This is a genomic window from Nocardioides sp., from assembly GCF_030150155.1.
In the GTDB taxonomy this organism is placed as follows: domain Bacteria; phylum Actinomycetota; class Actinomycetes; order Propionibacteriales; family Nocardioidaceae; genus Nocardioides.
Genome location: NZ_JASLGR010000006.1, coordinates 139,492 through 158,367 on the forward strand (window position 1 = coordinate 139,492; position 18,876 = coordinate 158,367).

At 71.1% G+C, this 18,876-nt stretch carries 11 protein-coding genes; 5 read left to right on the top strand and 6 right to left on the bottom strand.

Annotated elements, in window-relative coordinates:
- Nucleotides 1-1,107 carry a glycosyltransferase family 4 protein gene (locus Q1V88_RS01450; protein WP_300676919.1) on the bottom strand — a complete coding sequence of 369 codons (1,107 nt, stop codon included), beginning with the start codon at nucleotides 1,105-1,107 and terminating at the stop codon, nucleotides 1-3.
- 110 nt (nucleotides 1,108-1,217) lie between these two features.
- On the opposite strand from Q1V88_RS01450, the gene Q1V88_RS01455 reads away from it, so the two are divergent.
- Nucleotides 1,218-1,976 (top strand): class I SAM-dependent methyltransferase, encoded by a 759-nt coding sequence (locus Q1V88_RS01455; RefSeq protein WP_300676921.1) that lies wholly within the window; start codon nucleotides 1,218-1,220, stop codon nucleotides 1,974-1,976.
- Entirely contained in the window at nucleotides 1,973-6,055 is a 4,083-nt protein-coding gene (locus Q1V88_RS01460; protein WP_300676923.1) for an alpha-(1->3)-arabinofuranosyltransferase family protein, read from the top strand. Before Q1V88_RS01455 ends, Q1V88_RS01460 begins: the two co-directional genes overlap by 4 nt.
- Here Q1V88_RS01460 and Q1V88_RS01465 read toward each other — a convergent pair.
- Together Q1V88_RS01465 and Q1V88_RS01470 are read right to left on the bottom strand one after the other, a co-directional pair.
- On the bottom strand, nucleotides 5,953-7,122 hold the full coding sequence (locus Q1V88_RS01465; protein ID WP_300676927.1) for an acyltransferase: 1,170 nt from the start codon (nucleotides 7,120-7,122) through the stop codon (nucleotides 5,953-5,955). The genes Q1V88_RS01460 and Q1V88_RS01465 overlap by 103 nt on opposite strands.
- The gene (locus Q1V88_RS01470; RefSeq protein ID WP_300676929.1) at nucleotides 7,119-9,011 is read right to left on the bottom strand and encodes a hypothetical protein; all 1,893 of its coding nucleotides are present in this window, start codon (nucleotides 9,009-9,011) and stop codon (nucleotides 7,119-7,121) included. The genes Q1V88_RS01465 and Q1V88_RS01470 overlap by 4 nt, the downstream gene beginning before the upstream one ends.
- Before the next feature lie 147 nt (nucleotides 9,012-9,158).
- On the opposite strand from Q1V88_RS01470, the gene Q1V88_RS01475 reads away from it, so the two are divergent.
- Nucleotides 9,159-10,061, top strand: a complete 903-nt coding sequence (locus Q1V88_RS01475) for a DUF3068 domain-containing protein (protein WP_300676931.1) — start codon at nucleotides 9,159-9,161, stop codon at nucleotides 10,059-10,061.
- A gap of 72 nt (nucleotides 10,062-10,133) precedes the next feature.
- On the opposite strand, the gene Q1V88_RS01480 is transcribed toward Q1V88_RS01475, so the two are convergent.
- Both Q1V88_RS01480 and Q1V88_RS01485 read right to left on the bottom strand, forming a co-directional pair.
- Entirely contained in the window at nucleotides 10,134-10,964 is an 831-nt protein-coding gene (locus Q1V88_RS01480) for a class I SAM-dependent methyltransferase (protein WP_300676932.1), read from the bottom strand.
- Between the two features lie 111 nt (nucleotides 10,965-11,075).
- Nucleotides 11,076-13,463 carry a binary toxin-like calcium binding domain-containing protein gene (locus Q1V88_RS01485; protein WP_300676934.1) on the bottom strand — a complete coding sequence of 796 codons (2,388 nt, stop codon included), beginning with the start codon at nucleotides 13,461-13,463 and terminating at the stop codon, nucleotides 11,076-11,078.
- A gap of 180 nt (nucleotides 13,464-13,643) precedes the next feature.
- Between Q1V88_RS01485 and rpsA the strand changes: the two genes are divergently transcribed.
- On the top strand, nucleotides 13,644-15,098 hold the full coding sequence (gene rpsA / locus Q1V88_RS01490) for a 30S ribosomal protein S1 (RefSeq protein WP_300676937.1): 1,455 nt from the start codon (nucleotides 13,644-13,646) through the stop codon (nucleotides 15,096-15,098).
- Between the two features lie 241 nt (nucleotides 15,099-15,339).
- Entirely contained in the window at nucleotides 15,340-16,962 is a 1,623-nt protein-coding gene (locus tag Q1V88_RS01495; RefSeq protein WP_300676939.1) for a hypothetical protein, read from the top strand.
- An 11-nt stretch (nucleotides 16,963-16,973) separates the two neighbouring features.
- Here Q1V88_RS01495 and Q1V88_RS01500 read toward each other — a convergent pair whose 3' ends face one another.
- Nucleotides 16,974-18,833, bottom strand: a complete 1,860-nt coding sequence (locus Q1V88_RS01500; RefSeq protein WP_300676941.1) for an ABC transporter ATP-binding protein — start codon at nucleotides 18,831-18,833, stop codon at nucleotides 16,974-16,976.
- Nucleotides 18,834-18,876 lie beyond the last annotated feature (43 nt).

Here is an 18,876-nt window from a genome sequence, read left to right on the forward strand (position 1 = left end):
TCACAGCTGTGGGCTGACCACCTGGCCGCGCTCGGCGGCGTCGACGATGGCCGCGAAGTTGGTCTGGGACTGCTCCCAGGTGTGCCGGGCCGCGTGCCACAGCGCCCCCTCGCCGAGCTCCTTGCGCAGCACCTCGTCGGTGAGAACCTCGCGCAGCCGCTCGACGAACTCCTCCTCGGTCTCGACCAGCAGCCCTGAGACACCGGCCTCGATCGACTCGGTGGTGCCCCCGGCGTTGCGGTAGGCGATCGCCGGGGTGCCGTAGCGTCCCGCCTCGGTGATCACCAGGCCCCAGCCCTCCTTGAGCGAGGGCACCGCCATCACCCAGGAGCGCTCGTAGACCGCCTCCCGGGTGGCGTCGTCGACGAAGCCGAGGAACTCCACGGTCTCCCCGGCTCCGCGCTGGGCGGCGTACGCCGTCAGCTCGGTGCCCCACCAGCCACTGCCCACGATGGTGAGCCGGAGGTCAGGGATCGTGGCACGCAGCGCGACGGCCGCGTCGATGGCCTGCTCGACCCGCTTGTGCGGCACCAGTCGGCCGACCACGCAGATGCTCGGGTACGTCGACTTGCGCGGGTGCACGTCGAGGCGGGCCTCGGTGCCGTTGTGCACCACCGCGATCCGGTCCCCGTCCACGCCCAGCTCGATCAGCTCCGTGCGGGTGGCGCGGGAGACCGCGATGTACTGGCAGCGCCGGTAGAGCCTGACCGCGAAGGACGACTCCAGCCACCAGCCGATCCGGCCCTTGAGCCCCGGGTAGACCACCGGCCACTGCTCGCGGTGGACGTGGTGCACCAGCACGATCACCGGCGCCCGGGTGACCAGGCGGGTGAAGAACGGCAGGCCGTTCTGGACGTCGACGACCACGTCGGGGCGACCCAGCCGGCCCAGCGCCAGCAGCAGCATGCCCCACAGGTAGACGGTGAGCTTGCCGCCGCGACGGACGTAGCGGATGCCCTCGGAGGTCTCCTCAGGAGCCGCTCCGGGGTAGGCGGCAGTGAAGATCGTGACCCGGTCGCCGCGCTCCACCAGTCCGCGCGCGACCTGGTCCAGATAGACCTCCGCGCCGCCCCCTTCGGGGTTTCCGGTGTCCCGCCACGTGAGCATCACAACGTGTCGTGCAGTCAAGGCAACCCCTCCCAAGGAAACCAGTACTGAACAGTAACCTTTTGCTGTGACGTTGTGCACACGCGCGATGCGTGGGCTACCCTGCGGCGGTGCTTCGTCGGTCCCTGAACGCTGACTCGTGGGCCCCGACCGTGCGTCGCTCGGTCCGTCTTTTCGCCGACTTTCGGCATGAGCAGGACGACCCGCGCCGGTTCTACACAGCGCTCGCGACCGACTCCGTCGGCCAGCTGAGCGCGTACGCCGGCAGCGCCGGGCTGGCGGGCAAGGTCGTGCTCGACGTCGGCGGCGGCCCGGGGTTCTTCCGCGACGCGTTCGAGTCCGCGGGGGCGACGTACTTCGCTCTCGACGCCGACGTCGGGGAGCTCTCCGGGCAGGGCGAGATCGCGCCGGGCACGGTGATCGGCGACGGGATGCGGCTGCCGTTCGCCGACGCGTCGGTCGACGTCTGCTACTCCTCGAACGTGCTCGAGCACGTCCCCGACCGGGCCGCGATGGCCGACGAGATGCTCCGGGTGACCAAGCCCGGCGGGATCGTCTTCCTCTCCTACACGCTCTGGTACGGCCCCTGGGGCGGCCACGAGACCTCGCCGTGGCACTTCCTCGGCGGCCGTTACGCCCGGCGACGCTATGCGCGCACCCACGGGCACGAGCCGAAGAACAAGTTCGGTGAGTCGATGTACGCCGTCACCGCGGCCGAGATGCTGCGCTGGGCGCGTGCGCAGAACGCCGGCGAGGTGCTCGCCCGGGTCGCGCGCTACCACCCCTGGTGGGCGCGCTGGATCGTCAGGGTGCCGGTGATCGGGGAGGTGCTCTCGTGGAACCTGCTGCTCGTTCTGCGAAAGCGGTGACCTCTGCCTCGGCGACCTCGCGGCTGCGGCGCTGGGGCTACGCGGCGATCCTGACCGCCCTGGCCTTCGCCCAGTCCCCGGGCCGGATCGTGCCCGACACCAAGTTCGACCTGGTCGCGGCGCCGTGGCGCTTCCTGGCCAACGCGACCCAGCTGTGGGACGCCGAGGCGGCATTCGGCCAGATCCAGAACCAGGCTTACGGCTACCTGTGGCCGATGGGGCCGTTCTTCGGCCTCGGCAAGCTGATCGCACTGCCCGAGTGGGTGATCCAGCGGCTGTGGTGGGCGCTGCTGCTCAACCTGGCGTTCTTCGGTATCCTGCGGCTGCTGCGCGAGCTGCGGCTGGGCACCCCGTGGAGCCAGGTCGCCGCGGCGACCGCGTTCGTGCTGGCACCACGGATCACCTCGATCCTGGGGGAGAGCTCCGTCGAGCTGTGGCCCACCGCGCTGGCACCGTGGGTGCTGGTGCCGCTGATCCGCGGCTCCGAACGGGGATCGGTGGTGAAGGCGGCCGCGGCGGCGGCGCTGCTGGTGGCCTGCTGCGGCGGGGTCAACGCCACCGCCGCCTCGGCGGTGATCCCGATCGGCGTGATCTGGCTGCTCACCCGCGCCCCGGGCCCGCGCCGCTGGCGGCTGCTGGGCTGGTGGGGGATCTTCACCGTCGCCGCGACGCTGTGGTGGACGATCCCGCTGATGCTGCTGGGGCGCTACGCCGCACCGTTCCTGGACTACATCGAGAACGCCACCCTGACCTCCTCGGTCACCGACCCGTCCAACAGCCTGCTCGGCACCTCCAACTGGGCGCCCTACCTCGGCGGCGGCTCCTACCCGGCCGGCACCACCGTGCTCGGGACCCCGTTCGTGCTGCTCGACGCCGCCGCGATCGCCGGTCTGGGCCTGGCCGGGCTGGCGCTGCGTGCCCACCCGCAGCGCCGCTTCGGGATCGGCCTGCTGCTGGCCGGCCTGGTCCTGGTCGGCCTGGGCTACGTCGGCCAGGTGCACGGCTGGGGCGCCGCCGAGCGGCAGTCCTGGCTCGACGGTGCGCTGGCGGCACTGCGCAACACCCACAAGTACGACGTCGCGATCCGGCTGGCCCTGAGCCTCGGCATCGCCCATGCCCTGGCCCGGCCGTTGCAGGGCCGCCAGATGACCCCGGCGGTGGCCACCCTGGCCCGCCGGATGCTGGTCGGCACCACCGCCGTCGTGCTGGTCGGCCTGGCGCTGCCCTGGGCGCAGGGATCGGTGGCAGCACCGGGCGGCTTCACCGCGGTGCCGACGTACTGGCGTCAGGCGGCCGACGCCGCCGGGAGCCGCACGGGGACCAGTCTGGTCGTCCCGGCTGCGGCGTTCGACGACTACACCTGGGGCTCGACCCGCGACGGGATCCTGCAGCCCTATGCCACCGGACCGTGGGCGGTGCGCAACGTGGTGCCGCTGGCCGAGCCGGGCAACGTCGACCTGCTCGACCAGGTCACCGCGCTGCTGGAGAGCGGGCACGGCAGCGACCAGCTGGCCGGTCTGCTCGCCCGTGCCGGGGTCGGCACCCTGGTGGTGCGCAACGACCTCGACCGGGCCGCCACCGGCGCACCCGACCCCGCCTACGTCCACGCCGCGCTGGAGAACAGCCCCGGCCTGACCCGGGTCGCCGGGTACGGCGACAAGGTCGGCCAGACCCGCCTGCAGACCGGCTCCGATGGTGCCCGGGTGGTCGTCAACCGCGGCCTTGCCGGGCAGTACAGCGCCGTCGAGCTCTACGCCGTCAGCGCCCCGGCCACGGCGACCCTGCAGCAGCGCGGCACCTCGGTGATGGGGGACGTCGGCAGCGGGCTGCCGCTGACCGCCGACCTGCTCGGCACCAGCGCGTCCGCGACCGCGACCGGCGGTGCCACCTCGGCGCCGGTGGTCCTCACCGACGGGATGCGCCGCCGTGAGGTCGCCTTCCAGGCCGTGCGACGCAACGTCGCCGCGACCGACGCCGCCGGCTCGTCGCCGCTGCGGCCCGGCCGCGAGCAGTTCCACCGGGTGATCGCCGACCAGGAGGCCTGGCAGACCACCCTGGCCTGGCAGGGCGTCAGCGCGGTCACGGCCACCTCCTCCCAGGCCGCAGTCGACGCCGAGCCGCCCCTGGACCGCGGCGCCACCCCCGGCTCCGCCCTCGACGGCGACGACACCACCGCCTGGAAGAGCGCTGCGGGCACCGCCACCGATGGACAGCGGCTCACCGTCACCTTCGACCAGCCGACCGACGTCGACCGGGTCACCCTCCGGCTGCCGTCGGGGCTGAGCACCGTCACCTCCGTGGACCTCCGCGCCGGTGCGGCCAGCACCCGGGTCGACGCCCCAGCGGCCGGCACCGACCTCCCGGTCACCCTCCGTGCCACCGCCGCCACCTCGCTCAGTGTCACGCTGCACACCGCTCCCGGGGCCGTCGGACAGGTCGGCATCGCGGAGCTCACCGTCCCCGGCCTGAGCGCCCACCGGGTGCTGGCCCTGCCCACGCCTCCGACGGGTGTCAATGTCGAGGCGATCGACCTCACCCGCGACCGGGGCACCTCGGCGTGCCCGCTCATCGACGAGGCCGTCACCTGCCTGGCCTACCTGGGCACCAATGGCGAGGACGGCGACCACCTCGACCGGAGCCTCACCACCGACGCGGGGGAGTACCGGCTCAGCGGCACCGCCTCGCTGCGCCGTGACCCGTCCGGCAGCAGGGCGCTGGCCGCAGCCGCCGGGGTCGACCTGCGCACCACCGGCTCGGCCGCGGTCGACCTGGCCGAGTCACCGGTCGCGATGATCGACGGCGACCCGGCCACCACCTGGCGTGCCGAGGAGGACGCCTCGGTGACGCTGCGCTTCGACACGCCCCGGGTGCTGCACTCGCTCACCCTGGCCACCGGGTCGACGGCCGCCGCCCGCAGCCCCGAACGGGTCGAGATCCGTGCCGGCGCCCACCGGCTCCGGGTCACCCTCCACGACGGCGACGCCCGCCTGCCCGGCTGGCGCACCGACCACCTCACGATCAGGGTGCTGACCTGGAGCAAGGGTCTGAGCATCGACGACGGCCAGCCCGCCACCTTGGACCCGGGGATCTCCGAGCTGCTGATCAACGGCGAGCAGGTCGGCGGCTCCCAGGCCACCCTCGGCTGTGCGGCAGGGCCCCGGATCGACGTGGACGGCACCGTGGTCGCGACCCGGCTCACCGGATCCCTGTCGGCCCTGGTGCGGGGCGACGACGTCGCGCTGGAGCCGTGCGGTGACGCCGTACGCCGGCTGGGTGCGGGCACCACGACGGTGCTCGCCACCCCGAGCGACCTGGCCCGGGTCGACACCCTGCACCTGACCGCCCTGGCGCAGGCCCAGCCGCAGAGTCAGACCCAGGACAGCGACGCGACCACCGGCGTCACCACGGACCGTGCCCTGACCGGCACCACCCTGCCGGTCACCCGCGACGGACGCGACACCCCGACCTCGGTCCAGATCGCGGTGGCGACCACCGACGAGCGGGTGCTGAGCCTGCCGCAGAACTTCAACGCCGCCTGGCGTGCCACCCTCGACGGCACCGTGCTGACCCCGCTCCGCGTCGACGGCTGGCAGCAGGGCTGGGTGGTGCCGGCCGGACTGGCCGGGACCGTCAGCCTCGACATGCCGGCCAACACCGTCTACCGGGTCGGCCTGGTGCTGGGGGCGCTCGGCGTCCTCGGTGTCGCCGTCGTCCTGGTGCGGAGCCGCCCACGGCGCGAGCTGGCACCGTTGGGCACCGGCGAGCCGACGTACGTCGACAGTGTGCTGGCCGTGCTGGCCCTCGGGCTGCTCGCCGGCTGGATCGGTGCCGCCCTGGGCCTGGTCCTGATCGTCGCCGGGCGACGGCTGCCGGGGCTGCGCGAGGGGGAGCCGTGGGGGCCGCTGGCCGCCGGGGCGGTGCTGGTCTCGGTGCTGCCGCGAGTGCTGGAGCGGGGCAGCGACCTCGCCGGCCTGGCTCAGTGGTCGGCGGTGGTCGCGGTCGCGCTCATCGCCGGGTCCCTGCGGGCCAGCGGGCCGCGGTTCTTCAGCCGCAGCACCGGCGACTCCAGGAACCGGTAGGACAGGCCCGCGGCGACGAGGGTGATCGCCAGGGTGAAGGCCAGCACCTCCGCGAAGCGGCCGGTGAACGGGTCGATCCCGGCCACCCGCATGCCGACCACGAGCACGAACATGTGGATGCAGAAGATCCCGTAGGAGATCTCGCCCAGCCAGGTCGGCACCCGCCCGGTCATGAACTGGCGCACCCGGCCCTCGCGCTCGGGGCCGAAGACCAGCGGCAGGATCAGGCAGCCCGCCGAGGCGGCATACAGCAGCGACTTGGCGACCGCCTCCCAGGACGTGGGCGGCACCAGCAGGCGGGGCCCGGCGACGTCGCTGCACGCGATCGCGAAGAGCGCCAGGCCGAGGATCCACCAGCCGGTGAGGTCACGGGCCACGTCGTCCAGCCGTGCCGTCACGCTCGGCACCACGCTGCAGGCCGCGAACGCGACGCCGACGCTGAACCAGAGCACGTACGCCGGCAGCCACTGCCCGACATGCCAGTCGCTCGGCGCGATCTGCTGGGCGAACGCGGTCCAGGCCAGGCCCAGCACGCTGAGCCCGGCGAAGCCGGCCAGGGTCCGGCGCAGGGAGAACCGGCCGCGGCCCAGCAGCAGCCGCAGCAGGAACGGCAGCACCAGGTAGAAGGCCACCTCGGTGCACAGGCTCCACATCTGGGTGAGGCTGCTCGACAGCGGCGCGGGCCGGTAGAGCTGGGTCAGGGTCAGGTTGCTGACCCAGTCGCCCAGCGAGGCGTGCCGGTTGGCCGGGTCGGCGGCCAGGGCGACCACCACCACGACCCAGTAGATCGGCAGGATCCGCAGCGCGCGCTTCCACAGGTAGTGGCCCAGCGCCGGATCGGGGGTCCCGGCAGTGCGAGCCTGGAACCAGGGCCGGCTGAGCAGGAAGCCGGAGACGACGAAGAAGAGCGCGACGCCGAAGTCGAGGCGGGAGAGCACCGCGCCGGGCCAGCCGTGGTTGATCTGGCCGGTGTTGAACGCGACGTGGGTGAGCACCACCATCAGCGCTCCCGCCGCGCGTACGGCGTCCAGCGTCGGGTACCGGCGGCGGGCCGCGGTGGAGGTCACGGCGCGGGGGTCGGCGTACCGACGGAGAGCTCGGCGATGCACAGGTGCGCGCCGGCCGAGATCCCGGAGAAGGAGATCTCGTCCATCCGGTCGGCACCGGCGATGAAGAAGAGCGAGTGCAGGCCGGGCTCCAGGGTGGTCTCGTAGTGCTGGTCCCCGGCGGTGATCGACATCGGCGTCTCGGTCTCGGCGTAGTAGGCCGCCCGGGTCCACCAGCCGGTGCCCAGCATCGGGCCGTCCAGGGGCACCGAGACGGCGCCGTGCTTGGCCGGGTAGGCGCAGCCTGCGCTGGTCGCACCCGACTCCACGCCGTTGCCGGTGGTGGCGACCGGGGCCGCCTGACGCAGCGGGGTCACCATCATCGGCCCGAGGTGGCCGGTGTCGTCGAAGACCGCGATCGTGTCGGCCTTGATCGTCGGGAAGGTGACGTGCTTGGCGGCCTTCCAGCGGAAGACGTGGCTGACGGTGTTGTCCGGGTAGCCGTAGGCCCACATCACCGTCTGCGGCACCTGGGTGTCGGCGATGGCGGTCGGCTCGGTGAGGTGGTCCAGCGTGCGGGCGACGGCCCTGACGTACCGGTTGCCGCCCTGCTGGCTGACCTCGTGCCAGCGGTGGGCGTACTCGACGCAGGAGACGGTGCCGAGCACCGCGATCACCGAGATCGCCAGGGTGACCCGCACCGGCTTGTCCAGCAGCGCGCTCTCCCGGGTCGACTCGACCTGCTCGGGGGCGCCGAGCAGCGGCATCGTGGCCAGCGCCAGCGCGATCATCGTGAACGCGGCCAGCTCGGTGACGTAGCGGTACTCCAGGGCGAGGATGGAGCCCAGCACGGAGCGCCCGGCGGTGACCAGCACGATGTCGGCGATCAGGGGGACCGCGACGAGCAGCCAGGCCCGACGCGAGCGGTGGCGGGTCTGGGCCACGTGCACCAGGAAGAGCAGGACCAGGCCGGACGCGACCCAGGTGAGCAGCGGCGGGGGAGCGGCCGAGGGCCAGGTGCCGCCGGTCATGTCCCACTTCAGCGGGCCGCCGAGGATGCCGGTGGCGTAGGTGGTGCCGATCATCCGGGAGCCGACCGCGGTCAGCGGCTGGTCCTGGTCGGGCGAGGGGCTGAAGGCGCTGCCGGTGGACAGGTAGATCGCCAGGTAGCCGACCGCCACCACGCCGTACAGCACCACTCCGGCGCGATAGCGCCGCCAGACCTGCTGGAGCCGTGCCACGATGTCACCCTGGGCGAAGTAGCCCACCGCCAGCAGCGCGAACAGCCAGTAGACGAAGAGGGTCTTCTCCTGGAAGGCCAGGCCGACCACGGTGATCGCGATCGCGATCAGGGCGTCGCGGAAGCGTCGCGAGCGCAGGTAGCGCAGGTGGAAGATGCCGGCCCACATGATCACGATCAGGCCCGGGGTCTGGTTCATCCCGACCGCCCACCACACCGTGGTCGGCATGGTGAAGGTGGTGAAGAGCAGCAGCGCCAGCGGCGGCAGGATGCCGGGGCGCTTGCCGAACGCGGTGATCAGCAGCATCAGCGCGCCGCCGTAGGTCAGCGCGAGGCCGGCGATCAGCTCGATCGCGGTCAGCCAGAAGCCGAGGCCGGCGATCTTGAGGTTGAGCCAGCTCAGCGCGATCCCGGCCGGCATCACGTGGCCGCCGTAGTTGCGCATCAGACTGGACAGGTGCAGACCGTCGGTCTGGGCCCACGACATGAAGACGAAGTCGTCGAAGGCGAACCAGGAGCCCGACACGGCCCAGGAGCGGATCACCAGGGCGACCAGGATCATCGCGATCGCGCTCACCACGACGCCCCGTTCGGTCTGCAACCAGCGCAGTGCTCGGCTGGTGCCGCGACGGGTCGCCGGGGGCTGTTCGGTGAGGGCAGGGCGGTCCACGGCGTGACTATGGCATACGGGCCGCCGAACAGGACATCGAAGGGGTGAGTCCGCTCACGGGCGAGGCTCGTGTGACCTATGGCACAGCACCCCTGAGAAACTGCTAAGGTTCGGAAGCATTTCCGTGACCTTGGGAGGGGTTAAACCGTGCGTGCTGTTCTTGGACGCCTGTCCTTGTTTGTTGGTGCCTTCGCGCTCGTCGCCGCGGCCGTCTCCATCTTCTGGGGGAAGGACGCTGCCTACCGGATCCCGCTGGACACCGACTCCTACACCCGGCTGACGGGTCAGGCCTCGGGCAGCCTGGCGAAGTCCGACACCCCGGTGGACGTCACCTACATCGTCCACACCCAGGTCGACCCGAAGCACTCCAATGGCGACGTGATCGCGATGGAGCAGACCAGCTGCATGGCGCTGACCTCGGAGTACTGCATCGACGGGTCGGGCAAGTTCGTCCTGGCGGGCACCGACGAGCAGATCGTCAACATCGCCCACAAGGCGTTCGCGATCGACCGCAAGAGCAGCTGGCCGGTCAAGGACCAGAGCAAGTACATCCTCGACGCCTCGTTGGTCGAGCCCTATGAGGGTGTCGTGGTGAAGTTCCCCTTCAACACGAAGAAGAAGGACTACCCCTACTGGGACAGCACCCTGGGTGCCACCACGACGGCGGTCTACAAGGGCGAGCGCACCATCCGTGGCCTCACGACCTACCGCTTCGATGTCGACATCCCGGCCACGCAGGCTGAGATCGCCGCCGGCACGCAGGGCACGTACGCCGCCACGCAGACGGTCTGGGTCGACCCGAAGACCGGCTCGTTCATCGACCAGACGGGCACCCAGAAGGTCACCCTGCCCGACGGCACCAACGTCCTCGACGTCGCGGTCAAGTACACCGACCAGACCATCGCCGACAACGTGAAGACCGCCAAGAGCAACAAGCGTTCGCTGGGCCTGGTCGGGACGCTGGCGCGCTACTACGCCCCGTTCATCGGGATCGCCTTCGTGGCCCTGGGCGTGTGGCTGCTGCGCCGCCGCCCCGCGGCGAAGGCCTGATCAGACGCGAGACCGACGACGGCGCCCCCAGGACCTGGTCCTGGGGGCGCCGTTGACTGTCAGGGGCGTCGCTCAGCGCTGGGCGGTGGCGAGCAGGTCGGCACCGAAGATCGCGGTGCCCGGGGTCAACTCGCCCCGGGCGCGGCTCCAGCCACCCCAGATCCGGTCGTTGTCGGCCGGCCACTCGGGCTCGATCAGGTCGGTGAGCCGGAAGCCGGCGGCCGAGAGCAGCCCGACCCAGTCCCCGAGCGTGCGGTGGTGCTCGGCGTACGACGCGGTGCCGGTGGTGACGTCGATCTCGACGTACGGCGTGCGGTCCCAGTACGACTGCGAGGCGGTGAGCCCCTCGGCGGTCGGGTCGTCGGGGAACATCCACCGGGTCGGGTGGGTGATCGAGAAGGCGAAGCGGCCGCCCGGGCGCAGCACCCGGACCACGTCGGCGACGGCGACCTCGATGTCGGCGACGAACTGGAGCGCGCCGAACGAGCAGAACACGACGTCGAAGGAGTCGTCGGCGAACGGGATCGCGGTGGCGGTTGCCCGCACCGACGGTACGGCGACCCCGGTCGCGTCATCGAGGCGCAGCGAGTGCTGCAGCTGGCGGTGGGACAGGTCCAGGCCGTAGGAGGTCCCGCCTTGGTGCCGCACCCAGCGTGCGCACTGGCCCGCACCCGAGCCGAGCTCGAGCACCTGCCGGCCGGCGAGGTCGCCCAGGACCCGAAGGCTCTCCTCGGTGACCCCCTCGGGGCCCCAGATGAAGCCGATGTCACCGAGGAACGGGCCGTGGGTGGCCTGATACTCGTCGGCGTAGCGGTCCCAGTCCGGGCCGTTGGCCCGTCGTGACTCGGTCTCGCTCACGGCCCGGCGATCGGAGTACACGATCGGCCCCTGCGGCTCACTCACAGGGCCAGGCTATCGGCCCACACACGCGCCAGCGGGCACGGACCTGAGTCCGTGCCCGCTGGAGCCCCGAGTCCACCGGTCCCGCCGCCCCATCGGCGAGACCGGTGACGATCACTTCTTCGTGTGCTTGCTCTGGCCCGGAGGGAGCTTGCCCTTCTTCAGCGGGCTCCACCCGTGCTTGACCTCCCAGCCGTCGCTCTTGCCGCCACGGTCGGTGTCCCAGTCGTTGGGGTTGCACTTGTAGCGCTTGGTCTCCTGGCCGTCCTTGAGGCCGTCGCGGTCGGTGTCGGCCTGGAGCGGGTTGGTGGGCCGCGAGCCCCAGCGCTTGTTCCCGGTGCCCCGGATCTCGTCCCGGTCGCTGATCCCGTCACCGTCGGTGTCGGCCACGAGCGGGTTGGTCCGCACCGCCCACACCACCCGGGTGGCCTTCTTCGCCCCGATCAGGCGGAGCCGGGAGACGACCCGGAAGCCCTTCACCTCGGCGCCGTCGGTGAGCCCGTCGCCGTCGGTGTCGGCCTTGAGCGGGTTCGTCTTGTAGGTCTTGACCTCGAGCCCGTCGTTGAGGCCGTCACCGTCCGTGTCCGCCTTGAGCGGATCGGTGCCGATGTTGCGCTCGGTGCTGTCGGTGAGGCCGTCGCCGTCGGTGTCGACCGGCCCGGTGGGCGTGGTCGGCGTCGTCGGGGTGGTCGGAGTGGTCGGGGTCGTGGGCAGGTCGTCGGAGCTGTCCAGCGGGTTCGTGCCCCGGGCGACCTCGGCGCCGTCGTCGACCCCACCGCCGTCGGTGTCGGCCTTGAGCGGGCTGGTCGCGTACGTGACGACCTCGGCGTAGTCGGTGAGCGCGTCGGCGTCGGTGTCGGGCTTCGACGGGTCGGTCCCGATGTTGTGCTCGGTGGCGTCGGTCAGCCCGTCGTTGTCGGTGTCGACGGCGCCGCTGACCACCTGGTCGTCGCTCGGGTCGGTCGGGTCGGTGCCGTTGGCCACCTCGTGCCCGTCGTCCACGCCGCCACCGTCGGTGTCGGCCTTGAGCGGGTCGGTGGCCGGCACGTGGTGGGCCGGGTCGCCGTTGACCTCGGCCAGGTTGGTCAGGCCGTCGCCGTCGGGGTCCTCGGCCGCGTCGGAGACGCCGTTGCCGTCGGAGTCGGCCTTCGTCGGGTCGGTGTTAGTCAGCCGCTCCTGGCCGTCGGTGAGGCCGTCGCCGTCGGTGTCGGCCTTGGCCGCGTCGGTCGCCGGGGTGCCGTTGACCTCCTCGGCGTTGGTCAGACCGTCGCCGTCGTTGTCCTCGGCGCCGTCGGCGATCCCGTCACCGTCGGTGTCGGGGTGGTACGGGTCGAGGCCGAGGGCGGTCTCCACCGCGGTGCTGAGGCCGTCGCCGTCGGGGTCGGTGGTGCAGTCGATGCCGCCGGCCGGCACGGTGACGGTGGAGGAGAGCGGCACCACGTCGGCGTTGAGCACGGTGAGACCGCCGCCGAGGACGGGCAGCAGGCTGATCTTGGCGTGCAGCAGCGCCACGTCGGCGCTCGCGCTGGTGCCGTCGGCGGCGAGGCTCTGGTTCTGCGTCCCCAGATAGCCCAGGCTCAGCTCCACGTTCGCGATCGAGCCCAGCACGGTGCCCAGCCCCGGGATGTTCGACAGGGACAGGACCTTGTTGTTCGCGTCGAGGGTCTGCGGTGCCATCGACCCGACCCTGACGGTGAGGACGGGCTGGGTGTAGCTGACCGATGCGCCGCCCGGCGTACCGCTGGCAGAGGCGACCAGCTTCGGCGCCTGCGCCACCCCGATCGAGATCGCGCCGCCGAGCAGCTCGACGGAGGCCACGTTGGCTCGCGACTCGGCGACCAGGACCCGGTCGTCGGCCGGGGTCGCGGCGTTGGGCACCTGGGTGATGGTCTCGCTCACCGAGGCGGTGCCGGGCAGTGAGAGCAGCGAGGGCAGGTCGGGCACGCCCGGGAGCGTGGAGGTGCCACCGAGCACGGTGAGGCTCGCGATCCCGGCGGTCGAGGTGGTCGGCACCAGCGAGGCCGGGGCGCAGGAGGCGTGGGCGTTCCACATCGCGTGCGCCGAGGTGTCGGCGACCTTGGCCGAGACCAGCGGGGACAGGGCGGTGATGTCGGCGGACGGGCCGTAGTTCGGCAGCGCGTCGCCCGGCTCCGGAGCGGTCTGCAGTGCGTAGTCCAGGGCGCCGCCGGCCTCGGCGACCTTGAGGCCGAGGCCACCGCCGAAGGCCTTCGCCTTGACCGTGTTGCCCTTGGAGTCCTTGCCGCCCCGGCTGTCGACGCTGCCCTTGGCCTCACCGACGACGACGTTGGCCAGCGAGCCGGCGCTCACGCCGAGGGCGGAGATCCGCAGGACGTCGGCCTGGGCCGTCGCCGTGTACGTCGGAGTGGCGGGCGGTGTCGGGGTGGGCGCGACCGCCGCCTGGGCCAGGCTCGGTGTCACCATGGAGGTGATCACCGCCGTGGTGAGCCCGACCGCGGAGGCCAGGGCGGGACTGAAACGCATGGGATACTCCTCGGGGTGTGTGGCACAGGCGCCCCGTGAGGGATGTCAACAGCCTGTGTTACCAAAACGAGGAGAATCTGTAGGAGTTACGCCGGTTGGACTCCGAGGCGGCCCGCGACGTACGCTGGACTGTCCCGCTTCCTAGGAAGCACTCCCTAACCTCAAGGTTCCTACTACTCCATGACCACGCTCTCTGCCCTTCCGGACTACGACGCGCCCCAGGTTGCGATCAACGACATCGGCTCCGAGGAGGACTTCCTCGCCGCTATCGACGCGACCATCAAGTACTTCAACGACGGCGACCTCGTGTCCGGCACCATCGTCAAGGTCGACCGCGACGAGGTCCTTCTTGACATCGGCTACAAGACCGAGGGCGTCATCCCCTCGCGCGAGCTCTCCATCAAGCACGACATCGACCCCAATGAGGTTGTTGCTGTCGGCGACGAGGTTGAGGCTCTGGTTCTCCAGAAGGAGGACAAGGAAGGCCGTCTCATCCTGTCCAAGAAGCGCGCTCAGTACGAGCGTGCCTGGGGCACCATCGAGAAGGTCAAGGAAGAGGACGGCGTCGTCGAGGGCACCGTCATCGAGGTCGTCAAGGGCGGCCTGATCATCGACATCGGCCTGCGTGGCTTCCTGCCCGCGTCGCTCGTCGAGATGCGTCGCGTCCGCGACCTGCAGCCCTACGTGGGTCAGACCCTCGAGGCCAAGATCATCGAGCTCGACAAGAACCGCAACAACGTGGTCCTGTCGCGTCGTGCCTGGCTCGAGCAGACCCAGTCCGAGGTCCGCCACGGCTTCCTCACCCAGCTCCAGAAGGGCCAGATCCGCAAGGGTGTCGTGTCCTCGATCGTCAACTTCGGTGCGTTCGTCGACCTCGGCGGCGTCGACGGTCTGGTGCACGTCTCCGAGCTGTCCTGGAAGCACATCGACCACCCCTCCGAGGTTGTGGCCGTGGGCGACGAGGTCACCGTCGAGGTTCTCGACGTCGACATGGACCGCGAGCGCGTCTCCCTGTCGCTCAAGGCGACGCAGGAGGACCCGTGGCAGCACTTCGCCCGGACCCACCAGATCGGCCAGATCGTTCCCGGTAAGGTCACCAAGCTCGTCCCGTTCGGTGCGTTCGTTCGCGTCGAGGAGGGCATCGAGGGCCTGGTCCACATCTCCGAGCTCGCCGAGCGTCACGTGGAGATCCCGGAGCAGGTCGTCCAGGTCAACGACGACGCGATGGTCAAGATCATCGACATCGACCTCGAGCGTCGCCGGATCTCGCTGTCGCTGAAGCAGGCCAACGAGACGGCTACGGCTGCCGACGTGGAGGAGTTCGACCCGACCCTCTACGGCATGCCCGCCACCTACGACGAGCAGGGCAACTACATCTACCCCGAGGGCTTCGACCCGGAGACGGGCGAGTGGCTCGAGGGCTTCGAGGCTCAGAAGAACGCCTGGGAGGAGCAGTACGCCCAGGCTCACGCTCGCTGGGAGGCTCACGTCAAGCAGCAGCAGGAGGCCAAGCAGGCCGAGGCTGAGGCTGGCGAGGCCACCTCGTACAGCTCCGAGACCGCCGAGACCAGCGGCTCGCTGGCCTCCGACGAGGCTCTGCAGGCGCTTCGCGAGAAGCTCACCGGCAACAACTGAGGTTCCTCCTCGGGCTCCGGCCCAGGTGAACAGCAGAACTGAGGAAGCCCCTCGATCCACCGTCACGGTGGGTCGGGGGGCTTCGTCGTTCCGCGACTTCCGGGTTCGCCACCGCCGACTTCCGGGTTCACCACGCGCGAGATCCGGGTTCACCACGGGTGAGTTCCGGGTTCGTCACCGGACCCACGGCGGGTGTTCCCATTCGCCTGCGCTGACGCCGCGGTGTCTCTAGCCTGGTCGCGTGGTGAGCAGGATCGGCGTCGTGGTCGTCGCCATCATCGTGGTGGTCACGTCGTTGGTGGTGGCCCGTCCCGGCGTCGCCGATGCCGATCGACCCCTCCGGATCCTGCTCTACGGCGACTCCATCACGCAGGGGTCCAGCGGAGACTGGACCTGGCGCTACTTCGTGGACAGGCACCTGCGATCGAGCGGCGTCAGCTTCGACCTCGTCGGACCGCGGCCCGGGGTGCACCACCTCCCGGAGCCGGAGACCGGGCTGAATCCCGACGACGAGGAGTACGCCGATCCCGCGTTCGATCACGACAGCGGAGCGGTCTGGGGTCAGGCCTTGAGCTGGCCGGTCTACGAGCTCGCTGGGCCGAGCCCGCAGGCGTTGGTGCCGACGTACCTGCCTGATGTGGTCGCCTCCATGATCGGGATCGACGACATGGGCTTCCTCCAGGTCTCGCCTCAGCGGATCGTGGAGGCGATCGGTGACCAGATCCAGACCTCACGCCTCGTCAACCCCGACATCGACTGGGTGCTGGTCGAGTACCCCAACACCTGGCTCACCTCTGTTCCGATCTACAACCAGCACCTCCGCGCCCTGGCGGCCGACCTCACCACGGAGCGGTCCCGGGTGGAGGTCGCGGAGGTTCCGCCGGCGGACCAGTCGCAGGACACCTTCGACGGCACCCACCCCAGTGGCAGCGGTGCGATCCGGATCGCAACGGGCGTGGAGGATGCGCTCGCATCGATCGGCGTCGGGACGGCGCCTACGACGGTGCCGGTCGTTCCGGTCGGTCCCGCCCGGCCGCCGGCGTTGACGGCCTACCCGGGGGTCGGCGAGGCGACGTTGCTGTGGGCGGCTGCTCCGGGCGTCTACACCGAATGGGTGGAGATGCGCGACGCCACCGCCGCAGCAGCCTGGATCCGCCACCGTACGCCGTTCCCGGACGGTGTCTACCAGGCCGTCGTTCCGGGGCTGGCCGATGGGCACCGGTATCAGTTCAGGCTGCGCCCGCAGAAGAAGAACTCCCTGGCCGAGGTGACCTCGGCCGTCGTCGAGGTCGTGCCCGGCGCTCGGCCGACGGCACCGCGTCCCGCGCTCGACGGTGTCTCGGCAGGCGGTCGGGTGCGGGTGAGGTGGCCTGCCACACCGGCCACGGCCGGCTACCGGGTAGAGGTGACGACGCGGGACGGAGCCGGTGTGCGGACCAGCACCCCGACGACTTCGCCGTCGTGGCTGCGGACCGGCCTGCGCAACGGCGCGGTGGTGGTGGTCCGTGTGCGGGCCGAGAACGGTCTGCTGGCCAGCGAGTGGTCGCTTCCGCTCGCGGTGGCCGTGCCGTCGCTGAAGCCGGTGACGAAGGCGCTCAGCTCCTCGCCCCGGCACCGGGTGGTGGTCGCCCGGGCAGCGACGGTCGCCTACGCGACGAGCTACCGGCTGCAGAGTGCGGCCGGACGCAGCTGCCGATCCCGTCCGGCGGCGTCACGATTCGTGCGGACCGGCGCCGAGGTGACCAGCCCCCGGGCGAGGTTCCGGACCCGGGCGGCGTACGTCTGGGCCCGATGGAGCCCGGTGCGTGACACGGCGGTGGGGCCCGTCGCCGGGTCGTCGTACTCCTGCACGAAGGTCCGCTGAGCAGGCTCGGGTCACGGCACGGTGACCGGGGTGGTGAGCCCGCCTCGGACCAGGTCGGCGTACGCACCGCCGCGCAGCAGCAGGTCCTCGTGGGTGCCGAGCTCGACGATCCGGCCGTGGTCGAGGACCGCGATCTGGTCGGCGTTGCGGACCGTGGAGAGGCGGTGCGCGATCGTGATCGTGGTGCGGCCCCGGGACAGTTCGTCCAGCGCGAGTTGGACCTCGCGCTCGGTGGTGTTGTCCAGGGCGCTGGTGGCCTCGTCGAGGACCAGCACCTGGGGGTTGCGCAGCAGGGTGCGGGCGATCGCCAGGCGCTGTTGTTCGCCACCGGAGAAGCGGTGGCCACGCGAACCGACCATGGTGTCGTAGCCCTGGGGCAGTGACCGGATCAGGTCGTCGATCTGGGCGGCGCGGGCGGCTGCCTCGATCTCGGCGTCGGTGGCGTCGGGCCGTGCGTGGCGCAGATTCTCCCGGACGGTGGCGTGCAGGAGATAGGTCTCCTGGGTGACCACGCCCACGACATCGGCCAGGTCGGCCAGGCGCAGGTCGCGCAGGTCGACGCCGTCGAGGGTGACCGCACCGGAGTCGGGATCGTGCAGTCGAGCGACCATCCCTGCGAGGGTCGTCTTGCCCGAGCCGGTGGCGCCGACCAGGGCGAGCGACGAACCGGCAGGAACGGCGAGCTCGATGTCGTGCAGGACCGGCTGGGTGGCGTCGTACCCGAAGGTGACGTCGGCGAAGCAGATCTCGCCCCGTGCGGTGCCCAGGGCGACGGGGTCGGTGGGGTCGTCGATCTCGATCGGCAGGTCGAGGTACTCGAAGATCCGGCTGAACAGTGCGAGTGACGAGGTGACGTCGACGCTGACGTTGAGCAGGCCCATCAGGGGGCGGAAGAGCGAGCCCTGGAGCGAGACGAAGGCGACCAGGGTGCCGATCGTGACGCCGTCGCGGGTGACCGGCAGGCCGGCGGCGAGGTAGAGGGCTGCGGGCACGGCGGCGAAGATGATCTGCATCGTTGCCATCCGCCAGCGTCCGGCGAGCTGGCTGCGCACCTCGAGGTCGACGAGCTCGGCCGAGGTCTGCTCGAACTTCCGGGTCATGGCGGGTGCTGCGCCGAGCGTCTTCGCCAGCAGTACGCCGCTCACGGAGAGCCCCTCCTCGACCTGGACGTGCAGATCGGCGAACTTCCGCTGCCGCTCGTTGGTGATCTTGTAGCGCGTGCGCGCCACGGTGCGGGTGGTCAGGACGGCCGGGGGCAGCACGACCATCGAGATCAGGGCCAGGCGCCAGTCGAGCGCGACCATCGCCGCGATCGTGCCGATCACGACGGTGACGTTCGCGGCGATCGAGGTGGCCGTGCTGGTCACCACCGACTGCATCGAGCCGATGTCGTTGACCAGCCGGGACTGGACCTCTCCGCCGCGGGTACGGGTGAAGAAGTCGACGCTCTGGCGCTGCAGGTGGCCGAACAGGTCACTGCGCAGCCGGTGCATCACCTGCTGGCCGATCCGGGTCGAGATCAGGGTCTGGAGCACGCCGAGGCCGGCCGAGGCGACGGCGATGGCGACCATGCCGATCACGCACCAGACCAGGAGCGAGACGTTCTGCTCGGGCAGCGCGACGTCGATGACGTGGCGAACGAGGAAGGGGGAGGCCAGTCCGATCACGGAGCTGGCGGTGATCAGGGCGACGACGATGGTCAGCCAGCCCTTGTGGGGCGCGAAGAGGCGCCCGATCCGCCGAAGCTCGGCGGGGTGGTCCCGGAGCTGCGCCGTGTCGGCGTCACGCTTGCGGGGATCGCGGCGGTCGCTGGGACCGCCGTCGTGGCGTTCGGGGCGGCCGCGGCCGCCGGGGGCGTGGAAGTCGCTCACACGCTCACCTCCAATTGCTGAGGTTGACTCACTATGAGCCTAA